This window comes from Mucilaginibacter sp. UR6-11, assembly GCF_020880695.1.
In the GTDB taxonomy this organism is placed as follows: Bacteria; Bacteroidota; Bacteroidia; order Sphingobacteriales; family Sphingobacteriaceae; genus Mucilaginibacter.
In genome coordinates this window covers 1,078,534-1,098,313 of sequence record NZ_JAJIWO010000001.1, presented here as the reverse complement: position 1 = coordinate 1,098,313, position 19,780 = coordinate 1,078,534, and the positions used below count along the sequence as shown (strand labels likewise).

Genomic DNA, 19,780 nt, shown 5'->3' with positions numbered 1-19,780 from the left:
TTTACACCTATTTAATAATTCACTATTTTGCGTCTCCGCTAAGAAAAACCACCAGTAAAACCATTTTATACTTAATAACAATGAAAATTGCCTCGTTCGAGCATTACAAAGAAGTTTATAAAGATAGCGTTAACCAACCCGAAGAGTTTTGGGCCGGCGTAGCCGATACTTTCTTATGGAGAAAAAAGTGGGACAAAGTTTTAGAATGGAACTTTAAAGAGCCCAATATTAAATGGTTCCAGGGAGGGAAACTTAATATTACCGAGAACTGCCTTGACCGTCACCTGGATACCATAGGCGATAAAGCGGCCATTATCTGGGAACCTAATGATCCCGGCGAACATCATCGCATTATAACTTATCGTCAGTTGTACGAAAAGGTTTGCCAGTTTGCTAACGTATTAAAAAACAACGGTGCCCAGAAAGGCGACCGCATTTGTATCTATATGCCCATGGTGCCCGAGCTGGCCATCGCTTTATTGGCCTGTGCCAGGATAGGGGCAATCCACTCAGTTGTTTTTGGCGGGTTCTCAGCACAATCAATAGCCGACCGTATACAGGATGCGCAGTGTAATATTGTGATAACGGCTGATGGTGGTTTCAGAGGAGCCAAAGACATTCAGTTAAAAAGTATTATAGACGATGCGCTGGTAACCTGCCCGTCAGTAAAAAAAGTAATTGTATTAACACGCACCCGCACACCGGTGTCAATGATAAAAGGCCGTGATGTTTGGTGGGAGGATGAAATTAAGAAAGTTGAAACCCAGGGAGCAACCGATTACCCTGCCGAAGAAATGGATGCCGAAGATATGCTGTTTATACTATATACTTCAGGCTCGACAGGTAAACCTAAAGGTGTTGTGCATACCTGCGGCGGTTATATGGTTTATACCGGTTTTACTTTTGATACTACGTTTCAATATCAGCCGGAAGAGGTTTATTTCTGTACCGCCGATATCGGCTGGATAACCGGGCATTCTTATATTGTTTACGGCCCGTTGTCGCAAGGGGCCACATCTTTGATGTTTGAAGGGATCCCGACTTATCCGTCCCCCGGCAGGCTATGGGACATTGTTGATAAATTTAAAGTCAATATTATATATACAGCGCCAACAGCTATACGCTCGTTGATGAGTTTTGGTGATGATCCGCTAAAAGCAAAAGATCTGAGTTCGTTAACCAAACTTGGGTCGGTAGGCGAACCTATTAACGAGGAAGCCTGGCATTGGTTCGACGAGAAGATTGGCCACGGCCATTGCCCCCTGGTTGATACCTGGTGGCAAACCGAAAACGGCGGCCACATGATAAGCGCCATAGCCGGTGTTACGCCTTTAAAACCGGGGTATGCAGGTTTGCCCCTGCCCGGCGTGCAACCGGTATTGGTTGACGAGAATGGAAAAGTAATTGAAGGTAATGGTGTAAGCGGTAACTTGTGTATTAAATTCCCATGGCCGGGTATGCTGCGTACAACCTATGGCGACCATGAACGTTGCCGCACCACTTATTTCGCTACCTACCCTGATATGTATTTTACAGGCGACGGCTGTTTGCGCGATGAGGATGGTTATTACCGTATCACCGGCCGGGTTGATGATGTATTAAATGTATCGGGTCACCGCATTGGCACTGCCGAGGTAGAGAACGCCATTAATATGCACAGCAGCGTGGTCGAATCGGCTGTAGTTGGTTACCCGCACGATATAAAAGGGCAGGGCGTGTATGCATTTGTGGTATGCCCCAACAAACATAGCGACGACGAGCTTACCCGCAAAGATATCATGATGACGGTTGCCCGCATTATTGGTGCTATTGCAAAACCGGATAAGATCCAGTTTGTAACCGGCCTGCCAAAAACGCGTTCGGGTAAAATTATGCGCAGGATATTGAGGAAGATAGCCGAAGGCGATACCAGTAATTTAGGCGATACTTCAACACTGCTTGATCCGGCTGTGGTTGAGGATATAAAGGCGGGAGCATTGTAATTCTGCTGTTTCAGGTGTTACAAGCGTTATAGATGTGGCACCTGTTTCCGTAACAGGAACAAGTGTCCCAGGTGTTTCACCTGTAGCTGGGACAGTACACCGCCTAAAACGGTAATTATCCGGCCTGTTATTCTTAACTCTTGCCGTTATGTCGTAATTTCGCGGGATGACAAATTTCAAACCCAATATACTTGTAGTAAATGATGACGGTATTACCGCGCCCGGCATAAAAGTGCTCATTCATATCATGAAAGAGATTGGCCGCGTGGTGGTTGTGGCGCCGGATAGCCCGCAATCAGGCATGGGCCACGCTATTACTATAGGCAAGCCCCTGCGGTTAGATAAGGTTGATATTTACGAAGATGTTGAAATGTACAGTTGCTCGGGCACCCCGGTTGATTGTGTGAAGCTGGCCGTTACCAAGATCTTTAAAGGTAAAAAGCCTGATCTTTGTGTATCAGGTATTAATCACGGATTAAACAATGGCATCAACGTATTATACTCAGGTACTATGTCGGCTGCAGTTGAAGGGGCCATAGAAGGGATACCATCCATAGGGTTTTCGTTAGATGACTATACCTGGCAGGCAAATTTTAGCCATGCCGAAAAATATATAAAGGCGATCGCCCTGCAGGTTTTAGCTAACGGGATGCCTACGGCTACTTTATTAAATGTTAACTTCCCCAATACTGCACATATAAAAGGTATCAGGATCTGCCGCCAGGCAAATGCTAAATGGGCCGAAGATTTTGATGAACGCACGGACCCTTACAAGCGACCTTACTATTGGATAAGCGGCGTTTTCCAGGTAAATGATAAAGGTGAGGATACGGATTCATGGGCCTTGGATAATCAATATGTATCGGTGGTACCTATCCAGTTTGATATGACGGCGCATCATGCCATCCCCGTTTTAAATAGCTGGAAGTTTAACGCTTAAAATCTTTAATTGTATTTTTGGCGCTATGCTGATAGTAATTAAACCTGTGCAATGAAATACTACCTGGTAGCCGGCGAGGCTTCGGGCGATATGCACGGAGCCAATTTAATGAAAGAGCTAAAAAATCTTGACCCGCAGGCGGAGTTCCGTTACTTTGGCGGCGACCTGATGCAAGCGGAGGGCGGCACTTTAGTTAAGCATTATGCCGGGATGGCTTTCATGGGTTTTTTTGAAGTCGCGATAAATCTGCGCACCATATTACAGAACCTGGCTTTTTGTAAGCTGGACATTGCCAACTATCATCCCGATGTTTTGATACTGATTGATTTCCCGGGTTTTAATTTAAAGATAGCAGCCTTCGCTAAGGAAAATAACCTGCCGGTTAACTACTATATATCCCCAAAAGTTTGGGCCTGGAACCAAAAACGGGTACTTAAAATTAAAAAGGTGGTTGATCATTTGTTCTGCATCCTGCCCTTTGAGGTTGAGTTTTACCGGGAGTGGGACATGAAAGTTGACTATGTAGGCAATCCGTTACTTGACGCTGTAGCTGCTTTTACCCCTGATGCAGGTTTTATAGCGAAAAATAAGCTGGGCGGTAAAAAAATTGTGGCCTTACTTCCGGGTAGCCGCCAACAGGAAATTAATTACCTGCTGCCCGACATGATAGCCGTTGCAGATCAATACCCGGAATATCATTTTATCATTGCCGGGGCACCTTCATTTAATACCGATTATTACAGCCAGTATTTAAACGGTCGGTCAATCCCTGTGTTGTTTAATGCTACTTACGATATTTTAAGTAATGCTTATGCTGCCGTAGTGGCATCGGGCACGGCAACTTTAGAGGCCGCGTTATTTAACGTACCACAGATTGTTGTTTATAAAGGCAATCCAATATCTATAACAATTGCACGTTGGGTAGTAAAAATAAAATATATTTCGCTTGTCAATCTTATAGTGAACAGAGGTATTGTAAAAGAACTCATCCAACAGGACTGTACGCCCGCACGTATCGGTACAGAATTAGATCTGATACTCAATAACAACGACTATCGTCAAAACATACTGGCTGATTATGATCTCTTAGACGAGAAAATGGGTTCGCCAGGAGCATCCGCAAAAACAGCCGCCCTCATTATAAAATATGCTACTTAAAAATAAAGCCCGGCAAAATTGCCAGGCTCTATCGTTTTCGTAGGTAGTAGTAGATTTTTATAGGTAGATGTATATATTGATCAGGCAGCTTGTTGTGCGGCTGACTGGTTGTTGCTGGTAAACTGACCTCTTTCTCTGAAAGCTTTTAGGTCTGCCATTAACAGATTTTTCAATTCGTTGTCGTAACGGATAAGTAATTTGCTGGTTGCTGGTTTTTGTAAAGATTTCATAGGTAGATGTCTTTAAAGTCGAATATTTTAATTAGTTAGGCAACTGAAAGCTGCTCGTTTTTAATTGCTTTTAAAAAATTACTTTTTGCTCCTCTTAGCATTTTCAGATCATTCATTATGATCTCTCTTAATTCATTGTCAAAGCTGGCTACCAGTTTGCTTATGGCCGGTTTTTGGTTAATAGTTTTCATAATGTATGTTTTAATAATTTAATGTTCTGTTTTAGTGTCTTTATCTTCAGTTTCATTTAAGTTATCGTGGCGGCGTTTGGCTTCCTTGTATTGTCTTAACAATTGTTCCTTATCGCGCTCGTCGGTAGACTTTGTAGGATCAATGGGGTTTTCCCATTCTTTTTCTTTTGTCCCTTCCGGTTTTTTGTTGTCAACAACCATAATTAATAACTGATAGTTGATAAGTACTATTCCAATTAAATGCCAAAATTTTAAATAGCAGTGAAAAAAGGCGAGACCAGGCCCGGTTTATTTGAAAAATCTATACAAAATACTGAAAACAAGCTATTTGGTTGGTTGTAACAAAAAAGTATTTTATTAAAAAAGTGTATAGAAAAACAGAACAATAATTTTTATTGGAGTACTCAGGACTGTACAACTGTAGCCTTATTCTGTATTTTTTTGCGGTTAAACAGGTGCGCGGCAAAGGCGATTGCTGATACTGCTATACCTAATATGCAGACACCGCTCCATTGGTAAACGTACCAAAGTTGGGTAGCCGCAAACGTTCCAAGCGCACCGCCAATAAAATAGGTGACCATATATATTGTATTAACCCTGTTGCGTGCGCCCGGGTTTGTAGCAAAAATGATGGCCTGGTTTGATATATGGGTAGCCTGTACACCCATATCCATTAAAATAACTCCTATAATAAGGCCCGCTACGCTGTGACCTGAAAATGCAAATACAACAAATGAGATAATTACTAATGCCAAAGTAAAGGTTGACAAATGATACGGGTCCATTTTATCACTTAAACGCCCCATCGCGCCTACGGCTAAAGCGCCAAATGCCCCAACCAAGCCAAACAAACCTGCTATGTCACTGCCAAGATTGAAGTTTTGCTTCAATAAAAAGGTAAGCGTGCTCCAAAACGCGCTGAAACACGCAAAGCATAACGCGCCACGCAACGCAGCAAGCCGCAATTTAGGTTCATCCCTAATTAAATGTACCATAGATAGCATCAGGTTTTTATAGCTGCCTTTATAATCGGGCTCAATCTCAGGCAATAAAAAATATACCAGTGTCCACATGGTTACCATTAGTGCCGCGGCTATATAAAACATGCTTCTCCAGCCAAAATGTGCCGCTACCAGGCCGCTAAAGGTGCGCGACAATAATATCCCAATCAATAATCCGCTCATTACAAAGCCGATTTTTTTGCCCCGTTCAGCAGGGTCGGCCAAATGCGCGGCCATCGGGATGAGTAACTGCGGAATCATGGACGACGCGCCTATAAATAAACTTGCTATTAATAATATATGGATGTTTGGGGCTATAGCCGCCAATAGTAATGATAGTACCACAAATGCAAAATCTATCAGCATCAGCTTTTTGCGCTTAAACATATCGGCAAGCGGAATAAAAAAGAACATGCCTGCAGCATAGCCAATTTGAGTAAGTACCGATACCTGGCCCGCTTTCGCGCTGGTTACGTTAAATGTATGGCTAATTTCAACTAATAACGGTTGGTTATAATACAAATTGGCCACCACCAGGCCTGTTGTAATAGTCATTACCCATAATGTAGTTGAGCTTAAGTGTGGTATTTCTTTTTTTGCGGTAGCGACAGGCATATGCGGCGTAAATGTTTACAAAAATGTAAAAGCATCTTAACATTGATGTTTACAAAAGGTAATATTTTTGTTGGCTGTAATTTGGTAGTAAATTCAAAATAAAATACAAACACTTAAAATGTGTCGAAAAAACGGTATGAAATATTTTTTCTATTGTTAAGGAGTTATTTTTAATCGAAATTACTTAAAAATGGAATAAAAATTCATATTAACTTAACATTGTTGGTATTTTTTGATAGTTTTTAATAATAATAGTAGATTTTTTAGTTATAATATGTTTAAAAAAATAATTTTTAAGTCAAAACACTCATTAATCTGCTGAAAAAATTATATTTTAACTATAATTAACACAATGCTAACATTTTATACGTTAAATTATTAATCTGATAGGCTGACGTATCTATTTTACAAAAAAATTACAAAAAAAAATTTGCACAGTAAAAAAGTTAGTGTTACCTTTACACCATGCAAACGGGATAACATCTCCGGAGCATATTAAAATAGTCTTCTCATAATTTAGGTTTATAATTGGTTTAGTAAAGGCCCCTGCCCATCAGGGGCCTTACTTGTTTCTATACTTTTTTGTTTAGCCTGTTAAATTATAGCATAGTTTTGCCTTCGCAGCTCTCGTTATCCACGCCTATTGTTACTCATTACAGCGTTTGATCCGATATTTAAATATTTTATTACAGTTTTACCTGTAAGGTTAAGTAATACCCCCTGGCATCTGAGGGAATAATGCCTGGGCCGGGATAGCTTTCTGCGCGGCGGGTAAAATAACGCTTGTCTGTTAGGTTGTTGCATGAGCCTTGCAGGGTAAATATTTTATTGAGTTTGTAGCTTGCTGAGAGATCCATCACCGCGTAAGCAGGGATCGGCCCGATGATAGCATTTGCTGCCGGGGTTAAAGCGTTGGTAGCATCGCCAAATTGTTGGCTGGTGTATGCTGCCTGGTAACTGGCTGTAAATTTTTTCTGGCGATACGTTAAGCCAGATTTAAATACGACGTCGGGTGCAAACTCCACCTTTTTACCATCGAATGCATGTCCTTTTGTAACCGTGTATTTTGCATTAATCAGTGCCAAATTACTAAATAACGATAGCCTGGTGTCCGACGTATTATCCGTTATAAAATGCAGCAGTTCCAGCTCTGCAAACGACTCAAGTCCTACATTTCTTGATGCGCCGATATTGGTACGGTATCTGAAGGTATTAAAACTGGCGTCATTTGCCTGGCTGCTGCCAATACGGTTATTATAATGGATCGCAAACAGGCTTAGGTCATAATCAAAGATGTCTGCTATATTTCCTCTGACCCCTAAATCAGCCGAATAGCCTGTTTCATCCTTCAGGTTAGGATCAACTACCAAACCTTTTACACTCGAGTTTAGATCGTTAAAATTAATGGCCCGGTAGTTTTGCGATATATTGCCATAAAACTGTAACGCCTGGCTTTGGTAATAACTTAAGCCCAAGCCGGCAATAAGAAAATGCCGGGTGCTGTTTTTATTGTCAACACTGTCTTTTCTGTAAATAACATTACCTGATTGATCGGTATTAACAATACTAAATGAACCGGCAGCTTTGGTAACGATATTTTCAAATCTTACGCCCGGTATGATGCTTAACTTAGGAGTAATCCGGAAGATGTTTTCGGCAAAAAAAGCCAGGTTATAGTTAGGAAAGTTATAATGCGAGTATCCATTTAGATCGGCAGTTGACGTACCGTAATCAAAATCCGTGCTGGTGCCGGTTGACCCATTATTGCCAAAACCTTGCTGGCGATCTGTATGGCCATGATAATATCTTGCGCCAACTAACAGGTTTTGCAAATTACCGCCAATATTGTAAGTATATAACAACCGGCTTTCATTACCATAATTTTTGTACTTATCCCGGTATAATTTTCGGTCGCCGCCATAGTCAATAGTATTACTGTAATCAATACTGCCTACTGCATCGCGCCCGGCATATAAGCCAAAAAACCGGGAATTGAATTTTAAGTTATCGCTGATCTTATAATCTAATAGCATAGCACCCAGGTTCCAGTTTACTTTAAACCAGTTACGCGTCCGGATAGATTGTCTTGGATCGGTTGCAAATTGGGCATCAGTAAGGCCGCCCGGCTGATGGGCCAGGTACTGCATATAAGTGTACTGGATGGTTATATCTAACTTATTATTGAGGCTATAGGTAATACTTGTATAGGCTGTGTTATCATTGAAGTGCCCGTTTGGCCGCCAGCCGTCACCTTGTTTATGCTGATAATAGGCGTAATAACGCAGCTTTTTTACCGTGCCTCCAATGCTGGTGCTGGTATTAAAAAAGTTCCATGAACCTGCAGTTTCGTTGGCCGTTATTTCAATGGGCTTGCCGGCTGCGCCCTCTCTTAATTTGAAGTTGATGATACCGCCAAATTGTGTACCATATTGCAATGACGATGCACCGCGTAAAATCTCTATGCGGCTGGTTAATTCGGCCGGCGGAGTGTAATAACTTTCCGGGTAACCCAACGCATCCGCGCTGATATCGTAGCCATTTTGACGGGTATTAAAATTAGTTACCCGGTTAGGGTTTAGCCCGCGGCCACCTATCCCTAGTTGTATGCCTGCGCCATCGCTCTCCCAAATGTTTAAGCCGGCTACCTTGGCATAGATCTGCCGGGTGTTGTTGGTTGATTTGTTGGCCGTGATATCATCCAGCACAATAACCTCACTTTTTTTACCGGCGTTGATAGTTGTACCCTCAACAGACTTTAAATGGGTGATACCAAATGTTTTTTGTTTGACAGAATTTACATCAACCGTTTTTAGCTGTTGCATATCTTCGGCCAAAATTATGTTGACAGTTAAATCATGCGCTACTTTAAAAGTACGGCTGGCGGTTTTATAACCCACAGCGGTTGTTACCAGATCGTAATTACCCGCCGTAACCGTTAATATGAAATTTCCGGTGCTATCGCATCGGGTTGAGTAACCGGTATTTTTTAATGAAACACCGGCATTGGAAACGGCGTTACCCGAAATGTCTTTAACCGTACCGGTTATTGAAAAAGTTTGTGCCGACAACGTCAGCCCGCTAAATAAGAATAATAATATATATAAGTATTTCATTTGCTGGTTGTGCTAAATGGACGGATCCATTTTTTATGGCCGAAACCCTCTTGCTGGGTAGCCAGGTTTACAGTGCTGTCAATATATAACCTGCTGCCGCTTCCATTTAAGGTAACATAGCTATCCGTAGTTACTATCGGATTTTTAATCCCTTTTTTTTGATACTCGGCAGCCAGGAAATGTGCGTATTGCAATATCATATCCGGCTGGGTAGCCATTTGGTTTTCCTGGAAAGTATTGAGGTATTGTGAGTTGATAACCTCTGTTTTAGTGCCTGATGCGGGGTCTTTTACATGGAAAAAAATAGTGCCGCCTTTTTCCATCAGCATAACGCGCCACGAAAAACGGTAACCTTCTTCTGTCCAATAGAGCTTACCAGGGTACATTAAAAATCTGAAAGGCATGATTAGTTGTATAATAAAATGCAAAATCAATATCCCATAAATAAACTGCGTTTTAAATACGGGCAGGTGGTACGCTTTATTGGGGATAGTGCTATTGGCACGGGGCAATAACAGCTTTAAAAAATTGATGATCCTGATATGGGTTTTCTCTGAAAAGAAAATAAGGGTTACCAGTATCATGATATAGGGGAACATGCCGATCTTAAAAAACAAGCCTGTTGACAAATGGAAGATTAAAACCAACACATATGCCCATCTGCGATACCGGTTGCTAAGTAACAAAAATCCAATAAACAGATCGAATATCGCCCCGAACCAGCTAAAGATATACGCTACCCAAACCTGGGTAAGCAACCCGCCAATTACGGGCATGTTGCTGTTAGCCGGCAACCATATTTTAAGCGGCATAGCCGCTATCAGCCAATCGTAATTTAATTTGGATAATCCCGCAAAAAAATAAACCAGTACCAGTTGCAGCTTAAATATATTGATAGTCCAGCCGGGGATACTGGTTACCGCCAATTTAGGCTTACGCCATACATCAACAGAAAAATAGCGGTGTGCCGGTACCCATATCATTAAAAAGGCCATTACACTTATAAAGTAATAATGGTTAAGGTAGGTGGTTTTGTCAAGCAACTCCACATAAGTAAAGCATACAAAAAAAGTTATAATAGCGGCCCTGTAAAACAGGCCGACAGTTACCATAATAGCTGTAATTACCAATAAGCCAAATAAAACGTAAAGAGTGTTGCCCGGCGGCACTTTCATCCAGTCAAATCCATAAAAAGTGAAATGGAACGGCGGTTTTAGGTAAAAGGCATAGATCCATCCTTTTAAAATAAAACGTAATGTGCTGACAAGCATAATGCTCCCAAATGCTATCCTGAGGACGGCAAGGGGAGCAATATGTACCGGTGCTTTTATAAGCGTATTAATACGGGCCGTTAAGGTATCAGGCATTTTTAGTCTCCGTCGTTATCCCCAAATGTAATTGCGATACCTAATGATGAGGTCATATCAGTTTTTAGCAAAACCGTTAGTTTTTGTAACTCGGTATACGCTGCCATAACCGCTGTCGGGTTATTGGTTATGTTTGCTGATAAAGGGTCGGTTAAGGTTTGCAGTTTAGCGGCGGCGGTTGTAAACTGTGCTTTAATAGCATCATTAAGCGAGCCGCCATTGTATTTGGCGTTGGCAGCCACCAGGTAGTCATCAAAGCCCGAACCATTTGCGCCCAGATATAAATTTTGTATAGCCTGCAAATGCAACAGGGTTAGTTGTAATGATATTTTTGAATAATAGGCCTGCACCTTGGTTGGATAGGTAACGCCCATTGATTGTGAACCAGCAGGGATACCAACCTCGAAATTTTTAAGTACTTCATAATCATAAACCAACTGGTTAACCAGGTAGCCGGTCGAGCTGCTGGCATCAGTCCCGGTAGCATTTAAAAAGGTGGTTTTATAAGATCCGCTCCAGGCGTTTAAAACAGTTGTCGCGTTTGTTTTTAATTCGGCGGATAACGCGGCAAGATAAGTTTTGCGGTTTGCAGCCTTGCTGTCAGTAGTAAACAGCGCTAAAACTGCAGCGTTATCGCCGCCCAGATTGAATAACAGATAATCAAGTGCCGGTAAGCCTTTTGCAGCCAGGTTAGATAATAACTGTGGATTGTAAGTGCCCAAAGATACATTTGCATTGATCTGGTTAACGTCAACCGGATAGGTGTTGGTGTTTACCCGCAAATTTACATCGGCCGCCGGCCCAAAATCATAAACTGAGGTTGATTGCCATTGTTTATAGGTTGCGGTAAAGGCGTTTTGTAAAGCGGTTAAATTAGCAAGGGTGGGTGTGGTATTGAAGGTAACTACGGCTGCATCCAGGCTGACAGCTGCGGCCTGGTACGATGTATAAGCGGGTATAATTATATTGGTGCTTATATTGGTCAACATGGCCTTACGATCAAAGGATGAACCTGTGTTATTGTTATTATCTCCTGCGCCTGATTTTGAGCAGGATTGTATGAGTATTAGTGAAACGGCGGCTGTTAAAGCCAGGCATATAATTTTTTTCATTGTTTGTTATTTATAGTAAAACCATCCGCACGGTTTAAGGTGCGGATGGTTACTTTTTGTATATATTAACTATTACTGATTTTTAATTATAGTATGTCCTTTACACTGTTAAAGTCATATTGATTGGCAACGGCATCCCTTATTGCGTTAACATCAGTTAATGTTAAGTCGTAATAACTCTTCGGGAACAATGCCAGCAGCGCGTTATACTGTGTATCTGTAATAACCCTTTTTGGATTATATTTTAGTGAGTAAACAAAGCCATACATTTCAGATACACGGCTGTTTCTTAATATATTATCGCTGATAGCGGCTTTGGCTTCTTTAACTTCCTGTAGGGCAGCGGCGCCGGTTAATCTTTCCATCGTAGTGATAATGATCTTAGCCTGCGCAACAAAAGTTGCTTTGTCTTTAGCGCTGATGGCTGCCCTGCCTTTTAAAAAGGCGGTCATTAATATAGTATTGGCTTTATAACCCGAGTCGACCTGTGTGCTATAGCTACCCCAAAGTTTAGCGCCTGTTTTGTTGGTAGGGAAATCAACAGGAACGCCCCAGTAACCAAAAGCCAGATCCCAGGCATGCTCCATCGCTGTGGCGCCATTAACTATTGCTGTATTATCAATAGCTTGGTTAGCAACAGCATCCATTGTTGTAACAATTTGGTAAGTAACCAAACCACCCATTAGCCCTTTATTAAATACCTGGGCATAGTTAACACCTAAACTGGTTAAAGCATATTTAGATGCAGCATTTGCAGAGCTTGCCCCAACACCTGCTTTACCCCGGCTTGCCGGAGTTGAAGCGGCGGCACTTGCCTTAGCTAAGCTGTCAATAAAACTTATTGCATCTGTTTTAAATACAGGGGCAAACTGGTCATTAAGTTGTAAGCCCGATGTATTGTAGGCCGCTGTTGTAAACGGGGCGCCGGTGTTGGTAAGCATGGCCTTGGCTTTCGCAGCATCAAATGTGCCAGTAAGCGCATTTTTCATCAGATTTGAAATTTCGGTGTACATACCCAAGCGGGTAGTCGCATCAGCAAAATTGGCGTTGGTAAAATTGTAAGTGGTCGGCACTGTATAAACAGGTACAGGCTCGGTAGTCGGGTCATTTTTTTTACAGCCGGTAATAAGCATGAAGGCTATAGTTAAAGCACTAAGTATTGATAGATATTTTTTCATTTGATGTTGTAGTTTTATTTCCTGACAAAAGTAGTACCCCCCTCTGCGCCGAGCAATACCCCCAAGGAGGTAATTTATAATAAGTCTAAATAAAACTAACGTTTTTGGAGCAGGGCTGCCAGCTCGGCAGTGTTTTTAAATGTAAAACCTAATTTCCTGATGATGTTTTTCCGGTGCGTTTTAATGGTATGCACGCTTAAAAATAGCTTTTCAGCTATTTCGTTGTTGGTCAATCCATCCGCTATCAGGTAGATAAGTTCTGTTTCGCGTGAAGACAGCTGTGGAAGCGTATCAGCTTTTTCGGGAATAAGTTTGTTACCAAAAAGGGTTTCGAAAATGTTTTTGCAGAAAAATTGTTCACCTTTTGCGGTCGAGTACACAGCATAAACCAGTTCTTCACGGCTGCACTCTTTAAAAACATAATTTTTAATGCCAAGGTCAAGTATTTCCTGTATCTGCTCGCGGTTTTGGCGGTTTGATAATATCAAAATGCGGACATGCGGATACCTGGCCATAATGTGCCTGACGTCATCAACCGTAAATCGCCGGCTATAATAAGGATCAAGTAAAACAACTGCGGGTTCATAGGTATTGATGAGTTTTTCCAGCTCGATAGGATAGGCGGCACTGGCTGCAATATTAATATCTACCATAGTAGCCAACAGGGCTTTCACGCCTTCGCGGGTTAAAGTTTGGTTATCAGCTATTAATATTTCTATCAATGTTATTTAGTCTAATTCTAAACAATGATACGAAAAATAATTATCCCATTAAAATTATGTGGGTGGGTTTAAATATCGTAAGACGGCTTACGAATGTTTTTTACAGGTGGTATATTCCGGGCTTTGCTTACTTACAAAGTTTCTTTAGTCGGGATGGCGGGATTCGAACCCACGACCTCCAGCACCCCATGCTGGCGCGATACCGGGCTACGCTACATCCCGAAGAGATTTAAAGAAACAAATATAATTTTCGGTTTTTAAACTTGCAAGCACGGTAGATCATATTGCCGTTTTAAAAAAAGCGAAGCTATTAAATAGCATTTTTCAACACATAAATTTTCAATTGCCCAACTTTTTATTACTTTTGCCATCCCAACACATAAACGGGGGATTAGCTCAGCTGGCTAGAGCGCTTGCATGGCATGCAAGAGGTCATCGGTTCGACTCCGATATTCTCCACCTGATAATCAAGGCTTTACGAAACTTCGTAAAGCCTTACGATTCGAAAATTTAAACTTTAAAATAGCGGCGAACGCATTTCTTTGGGATATTGCAAAAAATTAGTCCGGAACTTTTCGTATTGTTTTCCCAGCCAATCTACCTTTGTAACTCTTAGCCTCCCTTGTTTTCCAATGATGTAAATCCTTCACTGTTACAGCAGGGAAATATAGAACTGTAGCGATAGTAAAACTGGCATCCAAAAGGCTATGCTGGTAGCTTATAAAAAAATAACTATTATTGACCTGAAAACTCGTAGATTTAAAATAGGATTTTAGGCATTATGGTATATAATAATTTCACAGATCAAGAATTGGCTGTCCTTTTAAAAGAGGGTAATCACGACGCTTTTCTGGAGATTTACGTCCGTTATTATAGTCTGCTTTATATCTTCGCTTATAAAAAATTGAATTGCCGGGAAGAAACAAAGGATGTTATACAGGAAGTTTTCATTGCGTTGTGGACCTGCCATGAACATTTTTCCTTGACAACTTCATTATCCGCTTATTTATATAGTGCCGTACGTAACCGGTCAATGAATGTTTTTTCCCGAAAAAAAATGGAAGACAAATACCTCCAATCGCTGCAAGGCTTTCTGAGCCAGTATGAGGCAGGAGCTGATTATCAAATCCGGGAGAAGGATATTGCTCTAACGATCGAAAAGGGGATAGCCGACCTGCCATGCAAAATGCGGGAAATTTTTGAACTTAGCCGTAAGGAACACCTAACCTATAAAGAGATAGCGCAAAGTCTGGACATTTCAGAACATACTGTCTCCACACAAGTCAAGAGAGCCCTAAAAGTTTTGCGAGTTAAATTGGGAATGCTTATTCTTGCATGTTTTGTATAGTTGAACAAAAATATAAAAACTGTATTTAAGTCCTATTCGCCTGAATTTTCCTTTATCAAAACATAACTTAACGATTTCTTAAAATTTATTTCACACACTTGTACCTTGCCCTCATGTAAAGTTTGTCGTGGATATTATACAGTGTTGTTCAGTGAAATAGCTGACATTAAATATCACGAGATAAACATGGAAAACGCCAGGGCATTATGGGAAAAATATAAGGCGGGTTTATGTTCTGAAGAAGAACGGATTCTACTTGAAAATTGGTTTCATCATTTAGAAACAAATCATCAGGCCGATTTTTCGGAAGACGACCTCATCCAGCTAAAAGATGAGATGTGGGGCAAGATCGTGAAAAAAGCGCCCGATAAAAAATTGGTGACGTTTTGGCTAAGGGCCGCGGCAGCAGCGTCCATCCTGATCGCTTGTTCAACTGCTGGGTATTTTGTCTTTCATAGGCAACAGCAACCGACGCAGCAAGTTGTCAAAAATGACATCGCACCAGGCCGTAACCAAGCCACATTAACCTTAGCCAATGGCCAAAAGATTGTTTTGACCAAGGGGCTGGAAGGCAAACTGGCGGTGCAGAATAGCACAATCATTAGTGCAAAACAAAACGCTATTATTTATGATGCAAATAAGTCAGAAAATCAGTTTAGTTATAATACTTTGACCACCGCGCGGGGCGAGCAATTGCCCTGCCCGCTGGTTTTATCCGATGGTACCAAAGTTTGGCTCAATACCGCATCGAGTATCACTTTCCCGACCGCCTTTAAGGGCAATGCACGGATAGTCAAAATTACCGGGGAGGCTTTGTTCGAGGTGAAGCATAACGCCCGCCAGCCATTTAAAGTACAAACCGTCAAACAAACCATCGAAGACATCGGCACCATATTCGACGTGAATGCCTATTCTGACGAATCCGCGACCCGCACCACGCTGGTAGAAGGGAGAGTTAAAGTAAATAACCTGACTTTGATTCCTGGTCAGCAAACCGACGGCAAAAATATTAAAACGGTCAATACCGAGATCGTTACTGCCTGGAAGAACGGCAACTTTCATTTTGAAGGCGACAACATTCAATCGGTAATGCGGCAATTAAGCCGCTGGTACAACATCGACGTGATTTACCAAGGTCCGGTGACCAATGAAGTTTTCTTCGCCGATATCAGCCGGGACCGGAACATCAGTGCCGCATTGAAAATACTCCAAAACACCAAAGACGTACACTTTAAGATCGAAGGGAGGAGGGTAATCATTATCGAATAAACTTTCCTCACGGCTATCAGTAAAAAAGTCACCTGGCGGTAACCGGATGACTTATGAAAGGATTGCCCAAACCATTAATTAAAACTATTTAAGAACCGCGTCCGCCCTGCAGTCTGGAAAACGAAAGGCAAACGCACAACCCTCACTAAGCAAATGTACAAAATTTATTCAGAACACTTTGTATTGCCGCCTGGCTATACTAAAAAGCTATTTCGGGTCATGAAGTTAACCACGCTTATGCTATTTATCGCATTTATGCAGGTAAGCGCAAGTTCCCTTGCGCAAAAGGTTACTCTCTCCGTTACAAATGAACCGCTCACCAGCGTCCTTACCCAAATCAAAAGGCAAACCGGTTACGACTTCGCGATCGCTGGCAAAGTAATTGACCAAGCCAAAACCGTGACTATCACTGTAAAAAACGGCGAATTAATGGAAGTGCTAAATAAGATCTTCGAGGGACAATCTCTCGACTATTCTATTGAAGATAAATCAGTTGTAGTTCTAATTAAACAGCCAAGCCTTCTCGACAAACTTAAAAATGCCCTCAGTCTTAATCAAACAGGCGTTATCGGTATTGTCGTAGACGAGCAACATCGCCCAATTTCCGGCGCGACAGTAACCGTTAAAGGCACTGGCAACGCCGACGTAACCGATTCAAAGGGGGCATTCCATCTTAAAAATGTAGCAGATAACGCTACCATCGTCATTTCCTTTATCGGGTATCAGAAGCAAGAACTGCCCGCGCAAGCAGATATGGGTATCATCAAGCTAGTAGTGGCTACCACCCCCTTGGATGCCGTGCAGGTAATTGCCTATGGGGAAACCTCACGGCGCCTTACGACGGGTAATATCACCTCTGTTTCTGCTAAAGAAATAGAAAACCAGCCGGTGGCCGATCCTTTGTTGTCGCTTGAAGGACGCGTTCCTGGCATATTCATCACGCAGGGTAACGGTGTACCGGGTTCCACAGTGACCGTACGGATACAGGGCCAAAACAGCTTCCTCAGTGGCAATGACCCATTGTATGTCATAGACGGCGTACCCTATATCTCAGAATTACCACCAAATCTGGGAAGTAATATTTGGCCAGGAGGCGCTGTTAATTTAAACGGCCCGGTGGCAGGTAGCCCTTTAGCCTATATCAATCCTGCAGACATCGAAAGCATTGAAATCCTAAAGGATGCTGAAGCGACGTCCGTTTATGGTTCAAGGGCAGCTAACGGTGCGATACTTATTACCACCAAGAAAGGCAAAGTTGGGAAAACAACAATCAGCGTGAATGTGCAGAATGGTTTCGGGCATATTACAAGAGAAGTGCCTGAACTGAATACACAGCAATACTTAGCTATGCGCAATCAAGCTATGGCTAACGATGGTGTTACACCGAGTGCAGATCCTGCTGATCCGGGCTATGCACCTGACCTGAAAATATGGAATAGCAACAGTTTTACTGATTGGCAAAAAGTGCTATTGGGCAATAATTCTCATTACCTGGACGGTCAAGGGTCCGTTTCAGGCGGTACTGAAAACACGCAGTTCCTGGTTGGTGCGGGCTATCATCGGGAAACCACCGTATTTCCTGGCGATTTTGCGGACCAAAAGGCCTCGGTACACTTTAACCTAAATACCTCATCGGACAATAAAAAATTCAAGTTTCAGATGTCAGGCAGCTTTCTAAATGACGACAACAAATTACCGCAGACTGATCCGACTTTTCTCGCTTCATTTTCTGCGCCGAATTCCCCACCCTTATATAATCCAGACGGCACTTTCAATTGGGCGCCGAATTCACAGGGAAGTTCAACTTGGCCTTTTGGGAATCCTGTTGCTAATTTATTGAATTCTTTCGCCAGTAATACCAATAACCTGGAAAGCCATGCATTAATTAGTTACCAACTGGTGCCTGGTTTACAGCTTAAAAGCAGCTTTGGATATACGAACATCCAAATCGACCAAACCACTACCAACCCTTTATCAGCGCTGGATCCGGAGGTACGGGCACAATCAGAAAACAGCGCGAACTATCTATATGCAAATGTTCATTCCTGGATCATCGAACCACAACTCAACTATGTCAAGACATTAGCGAAAGGAAAACTCGATGTGCTTGCAGGGATGACATTGCAGCGTCAAAATATGTCCAGCGATACCTATAAAGGTGTGAATTACTACACAGATCTTCAACTAACCGACCCCGCTGCTGCACAGCAAACATTTTCGTCAGCCACAATATCACAATATAATTATTCCGCCATTTTTGGAAGGATTAACTATAATCTTAACGATGAATATCTTGCAGAGTTCGCCATACGCCGGGATGGTAGCAGCCGTTTCGGTGCTGAAAACGAGTTTCATAATTTTGGTTCGGCAGCGGTGGCGTGGATATTTTCCAAAGAAAGCCTGGTGCAAAATACGCTGCCATTTTTAAGCTTTGGCAAGCTCAAAGCTAGTTTCGGCACTACCGGCAATGATCAGATCGGCGACTACCGTTTTCTCACACAATATTCTTATGTGCCAGGGTACGCCTATCAAGGAAATCTCGGCCTAAAAACACAAGGCCTTCCCAACCCCTATTTACAATGGGAATTGACCAAAAAGGCGAACTTCGGTTTTGACCTGGGTTTTTTTAAGGATCGCTTGTTGCTATCCGCAAATTACGCGATCAACCGGTCTTCTAATGAATTGCTCCCATATCCGCTTCCGATTATTACAGGGTATAATTCCATATCGCAGAATTTGCCGGCAACTGTTCAGAATACTTCGCTTGAGTTCACAGCAACATCAATAAATATTAAGACGAAAGATTTCAACTGGACTACCAATTTTAACCTTACCATACCAACTAATAAACTTGTTGCTTACCCGGGACTCGCCACATCCAGCTTCGCAAATACATATATTATAGGCCGGCCTATAACCATTCAAAGAGTCTTGAAATTTGCTGGAGTAAATCCAGGAGACGGCAATTACCAATTTATTGACAGAAATGGCCAGCTCACTGAAAACCCCAATTATTTTGGTACGCTTGCCGACGCAACGGAAGTAATAAATACATCTCCAAAGTTTTATGGCGGCCTGCAAAACAGTTTTAGCTATAAATCCCTTTCTCTACAATTCCTGTTTAGTTTTACTAAGCAAATTGGCGCTAACGATGTTTTTGGTAGTAGCGATCCCGGTGGTTATTACAGTGGTAATCAGCCGGTTTCAATATTAAATAACGTATGGACACATCCAAACGATCAGGCAACCATTCAAAAGTTTAGTGCAAGTGGGTCCAACTTCGGGCAATATTTTTATGCAGTAAATAGCAATGCGGGTTATTCGGATGCGTCTTATATCCGGTTAAAAAATGCGTCGTTGTCATGGAAATTGCCAGAAAATGTTTGCAAGACGCTGTCCATTTCAAACGCGCGTCTTTATCTGCAGGGCCAGAACTTGCTAACCATCACCAAATACAAAGGAATGGATCCGGAAACTCCAGGTTCGTTTGGGTTCCAGTTTCTTCCTCCATTGCGCGTGATCACTTTAGGTATACAAGCAACTTTTTAATTCTT

General features: G+C 42.1%; 15 protein-coding genes and 2 tRNA genes. 7 read left to right on the top strand and 10 right to left on the bottom strand.

Translation table 11 applies throughout. From position 1 onward, the window contains the following. Positions 1–80: 80 nt before the first annotated feature. The 3 genes from acs to lpxB all read left to right on the top strand — a co-directional run bounded on the left by acs (position 81) and on the right by lpxB (position 4,080). Positions 81–1,982 (top strand): acetate--CoA ligase, encoded by a 1,902-nt coding sequence (gene acs / locus LJ658_RS05115; RefSeq protein WP_230545381.1) that lies wholly within the window; start codon positions 81–83, stop codon positions 1,980–1,982. Between the two features lie 166 nt (positions 1,983–2,148). Further along, positions 2,149–2,922 carry a 5'/3'-nucleotidase SurE gene (gene surE, locus LJ658_RS05110; RefSeq protein WP_230545380.1) on the top strand — a complete coding sequence of 258 codons (774 nt, stop codon included), beginning with the start codon at positions 2,149–2,151 and terminating at the stop codon, positions 2,920–2,922. A 51-nt stretch (positions 2,923–2,973) separates the two neighbouring features. Beyond that, the gene (gene lpxB / locus LJ658_RS05105) at positions 2,974–4,080 is read left to right on the top strand and encodes a lipid-A-disaccharide synthase (protein ID WP_230545379.1); all 1,107 of its coding nucleotides are present in this window, start codon (positions 2,974–2,976) and stop codon (positions 4,078–4,080) included. A gap of 80 nt (positions 4,081–4,160) precedes the next feature. Here the strand turns inward: lpxB and LJ658_RS05100 are convergent, their stop codons facing one another. From LJ658_RS05100 to LJ658_RS05055, 10 genes are all read right to left on the bottom strand, one after another. After that, a complete protein-coding gene (locus LJ658_RS05100; RefSeq protein ID WP_230545378.1) occupies positions 4,161–4,310 on the bottom strand; it encodes a hypothetical protein in 150 nt (49 codons plus the stop codon). A 35-nt stretch (positions 4,311–4,345) separates the two neighbouring features. Then, a complete protein-coding gene (locus LJ658_RS05095; RefSeq protein ID WP_230545377.1) occupies positions 4,346–4,501 on the bottom strand; it encodes a hypothetical protein in 156 nt (51 codons plus the stop codon). Positions 4,502–4,519: 18 nt separating this feature from the next. Continuing rightward, positions 4,520–4,702, bottom strand: coding sequence for a hypothetical protein (locus tag LJ658_RS05090; RefSeq protein ID WP_230545376.1), 183 nt, complete (start codon positions 4,700–4,702; stop codon positions 4,520–4,522). A gap of 203 nt (positions 4,703–4,905) precedes the next feature. After that, positions 4,906–6,117, bottom strand: coding sequence for an MFS transporter (locus LJ658_RS05085; RefSeq protein WP_230545375.1), 1,212 nt, complete (start codon positions 6,115–6,117; stop codon positions 4,906–4,908). 686 nt (positions 6,118–6,803) lie between these two features. Then, on the bottom strand, positions 6,804–9,230 hold the full coding sequence (locus tag LJ658_RS05080; protein ID WP_230545374.1) for a TonB-dependent receptor: 2,427 nt from the start codon (positions 9,228–9,230) through the stop codon (positions 6,804–6,806). Continuing rightward, positions 9,227–10,597, bottom strand: a complete 1,371-nt coding sequence (locus tag LJ658_RS05075; RefSeq protein ID WP_230545373.1) for an HTTM domain-containing protein — start codon at positions 10,595–10,597, stop codon at positions 9,227–9,229. Before LJ658_RS05075 ends, LJ658_RS05080 begins: the two co-directional genes overlap by 4 nt. A gap of 2 nt (positions 10,598–10,599) precedes the next feature. Further along, a complete protein-coding gene (locus LJ658_RS05070) occupies positions 10,600–11,709 on the bottom strand; it encodes an imelysin family protein (RefSeq protein ID WP_230545372.1) in 1,110 nt (369 codons plus the stop codon). Between the two features lie 86 nt (positions 11,710–11,795). Continuing rightward, entirely contained in the window at positions 11,796–12,887 is a 1,092-nt protein-coding gene (locus LJ658_RS05065; RefSeq protein WP_230545371.1) for a DUF4856 domain-containing protein, read from the bottom strand. Positions 12,888–12,982: 95 nt separating this feature from the next. After that, on the bottom strand, positions 12,983–13,609 hold the full coding sequence (locus LJ658_RS05060; protein ID WP_230545370.1) for a response regulator transcription factor: 627 nt from the start codon (positions 13,607–13,609) through the stop codon (positions 12,983–12,985). Between the two features lie 148 nt (positions 13,610–13,757). Further along, positions 13,758–13,831, bottom strand: a tRNA-Pro gene (locus LJ658_RS05055). Positions 13,832–13,994: 163 nt separating this feature from the next. On the opposite strand from LJ658_RS05055, the gene LJ658_RS05050 reads away from it, so the two are divergent. The 4 genes from LJ658_RS05050 to LJ658_RS05035 all read left to right on the top strand — a co-directional run bounded on the left by LJ658_RS05050 (position 13,995) and on the right by LJ658_RS05035 (position 19,775). Beyond that, positions 13,995–14,068, top strand: a tRNA-Ala gene (locus tag LJ658_RS05050). Between the two features lie 322 nt (positions 14,069–14,390). Beyond that, entirely contained in the window at positions 14,391–14,957 is a 567-nt protein-coding gene (locus LJ658_RS05045) for an RNA polymerase sigma factor (RefSeq protein ID WP_230545369.1), read from the top strand. Positions 14,958–15,143: 186 nt separating this feature from the next. Next, on the top strand, positions 15,144–16,226 hold the full coding sequence (locus LJ658_RS05040) for a FecR family protein (protein WP_230545368.1): 1,083 nt from the start codon (positions 15,144–15,146) through the stop codon (positions 16,224–16,226). Between the two features lie 153 nt (positions 16,227–16,379). Further along, positions 16,380–19,775: a SusC/RagA family TonB-linked outer membrane protein gene (locus tag LJ658_RS05035; RefSeq protein WP_230545367.1), complete on the top strand. Its 3,396-nt coding sequence runs from the start codon at positions 16,380–16,382 to the stop codon at positions 19,773–19,775. Positions 19,776–19,780: the final 5 nt, after the last annotated feature.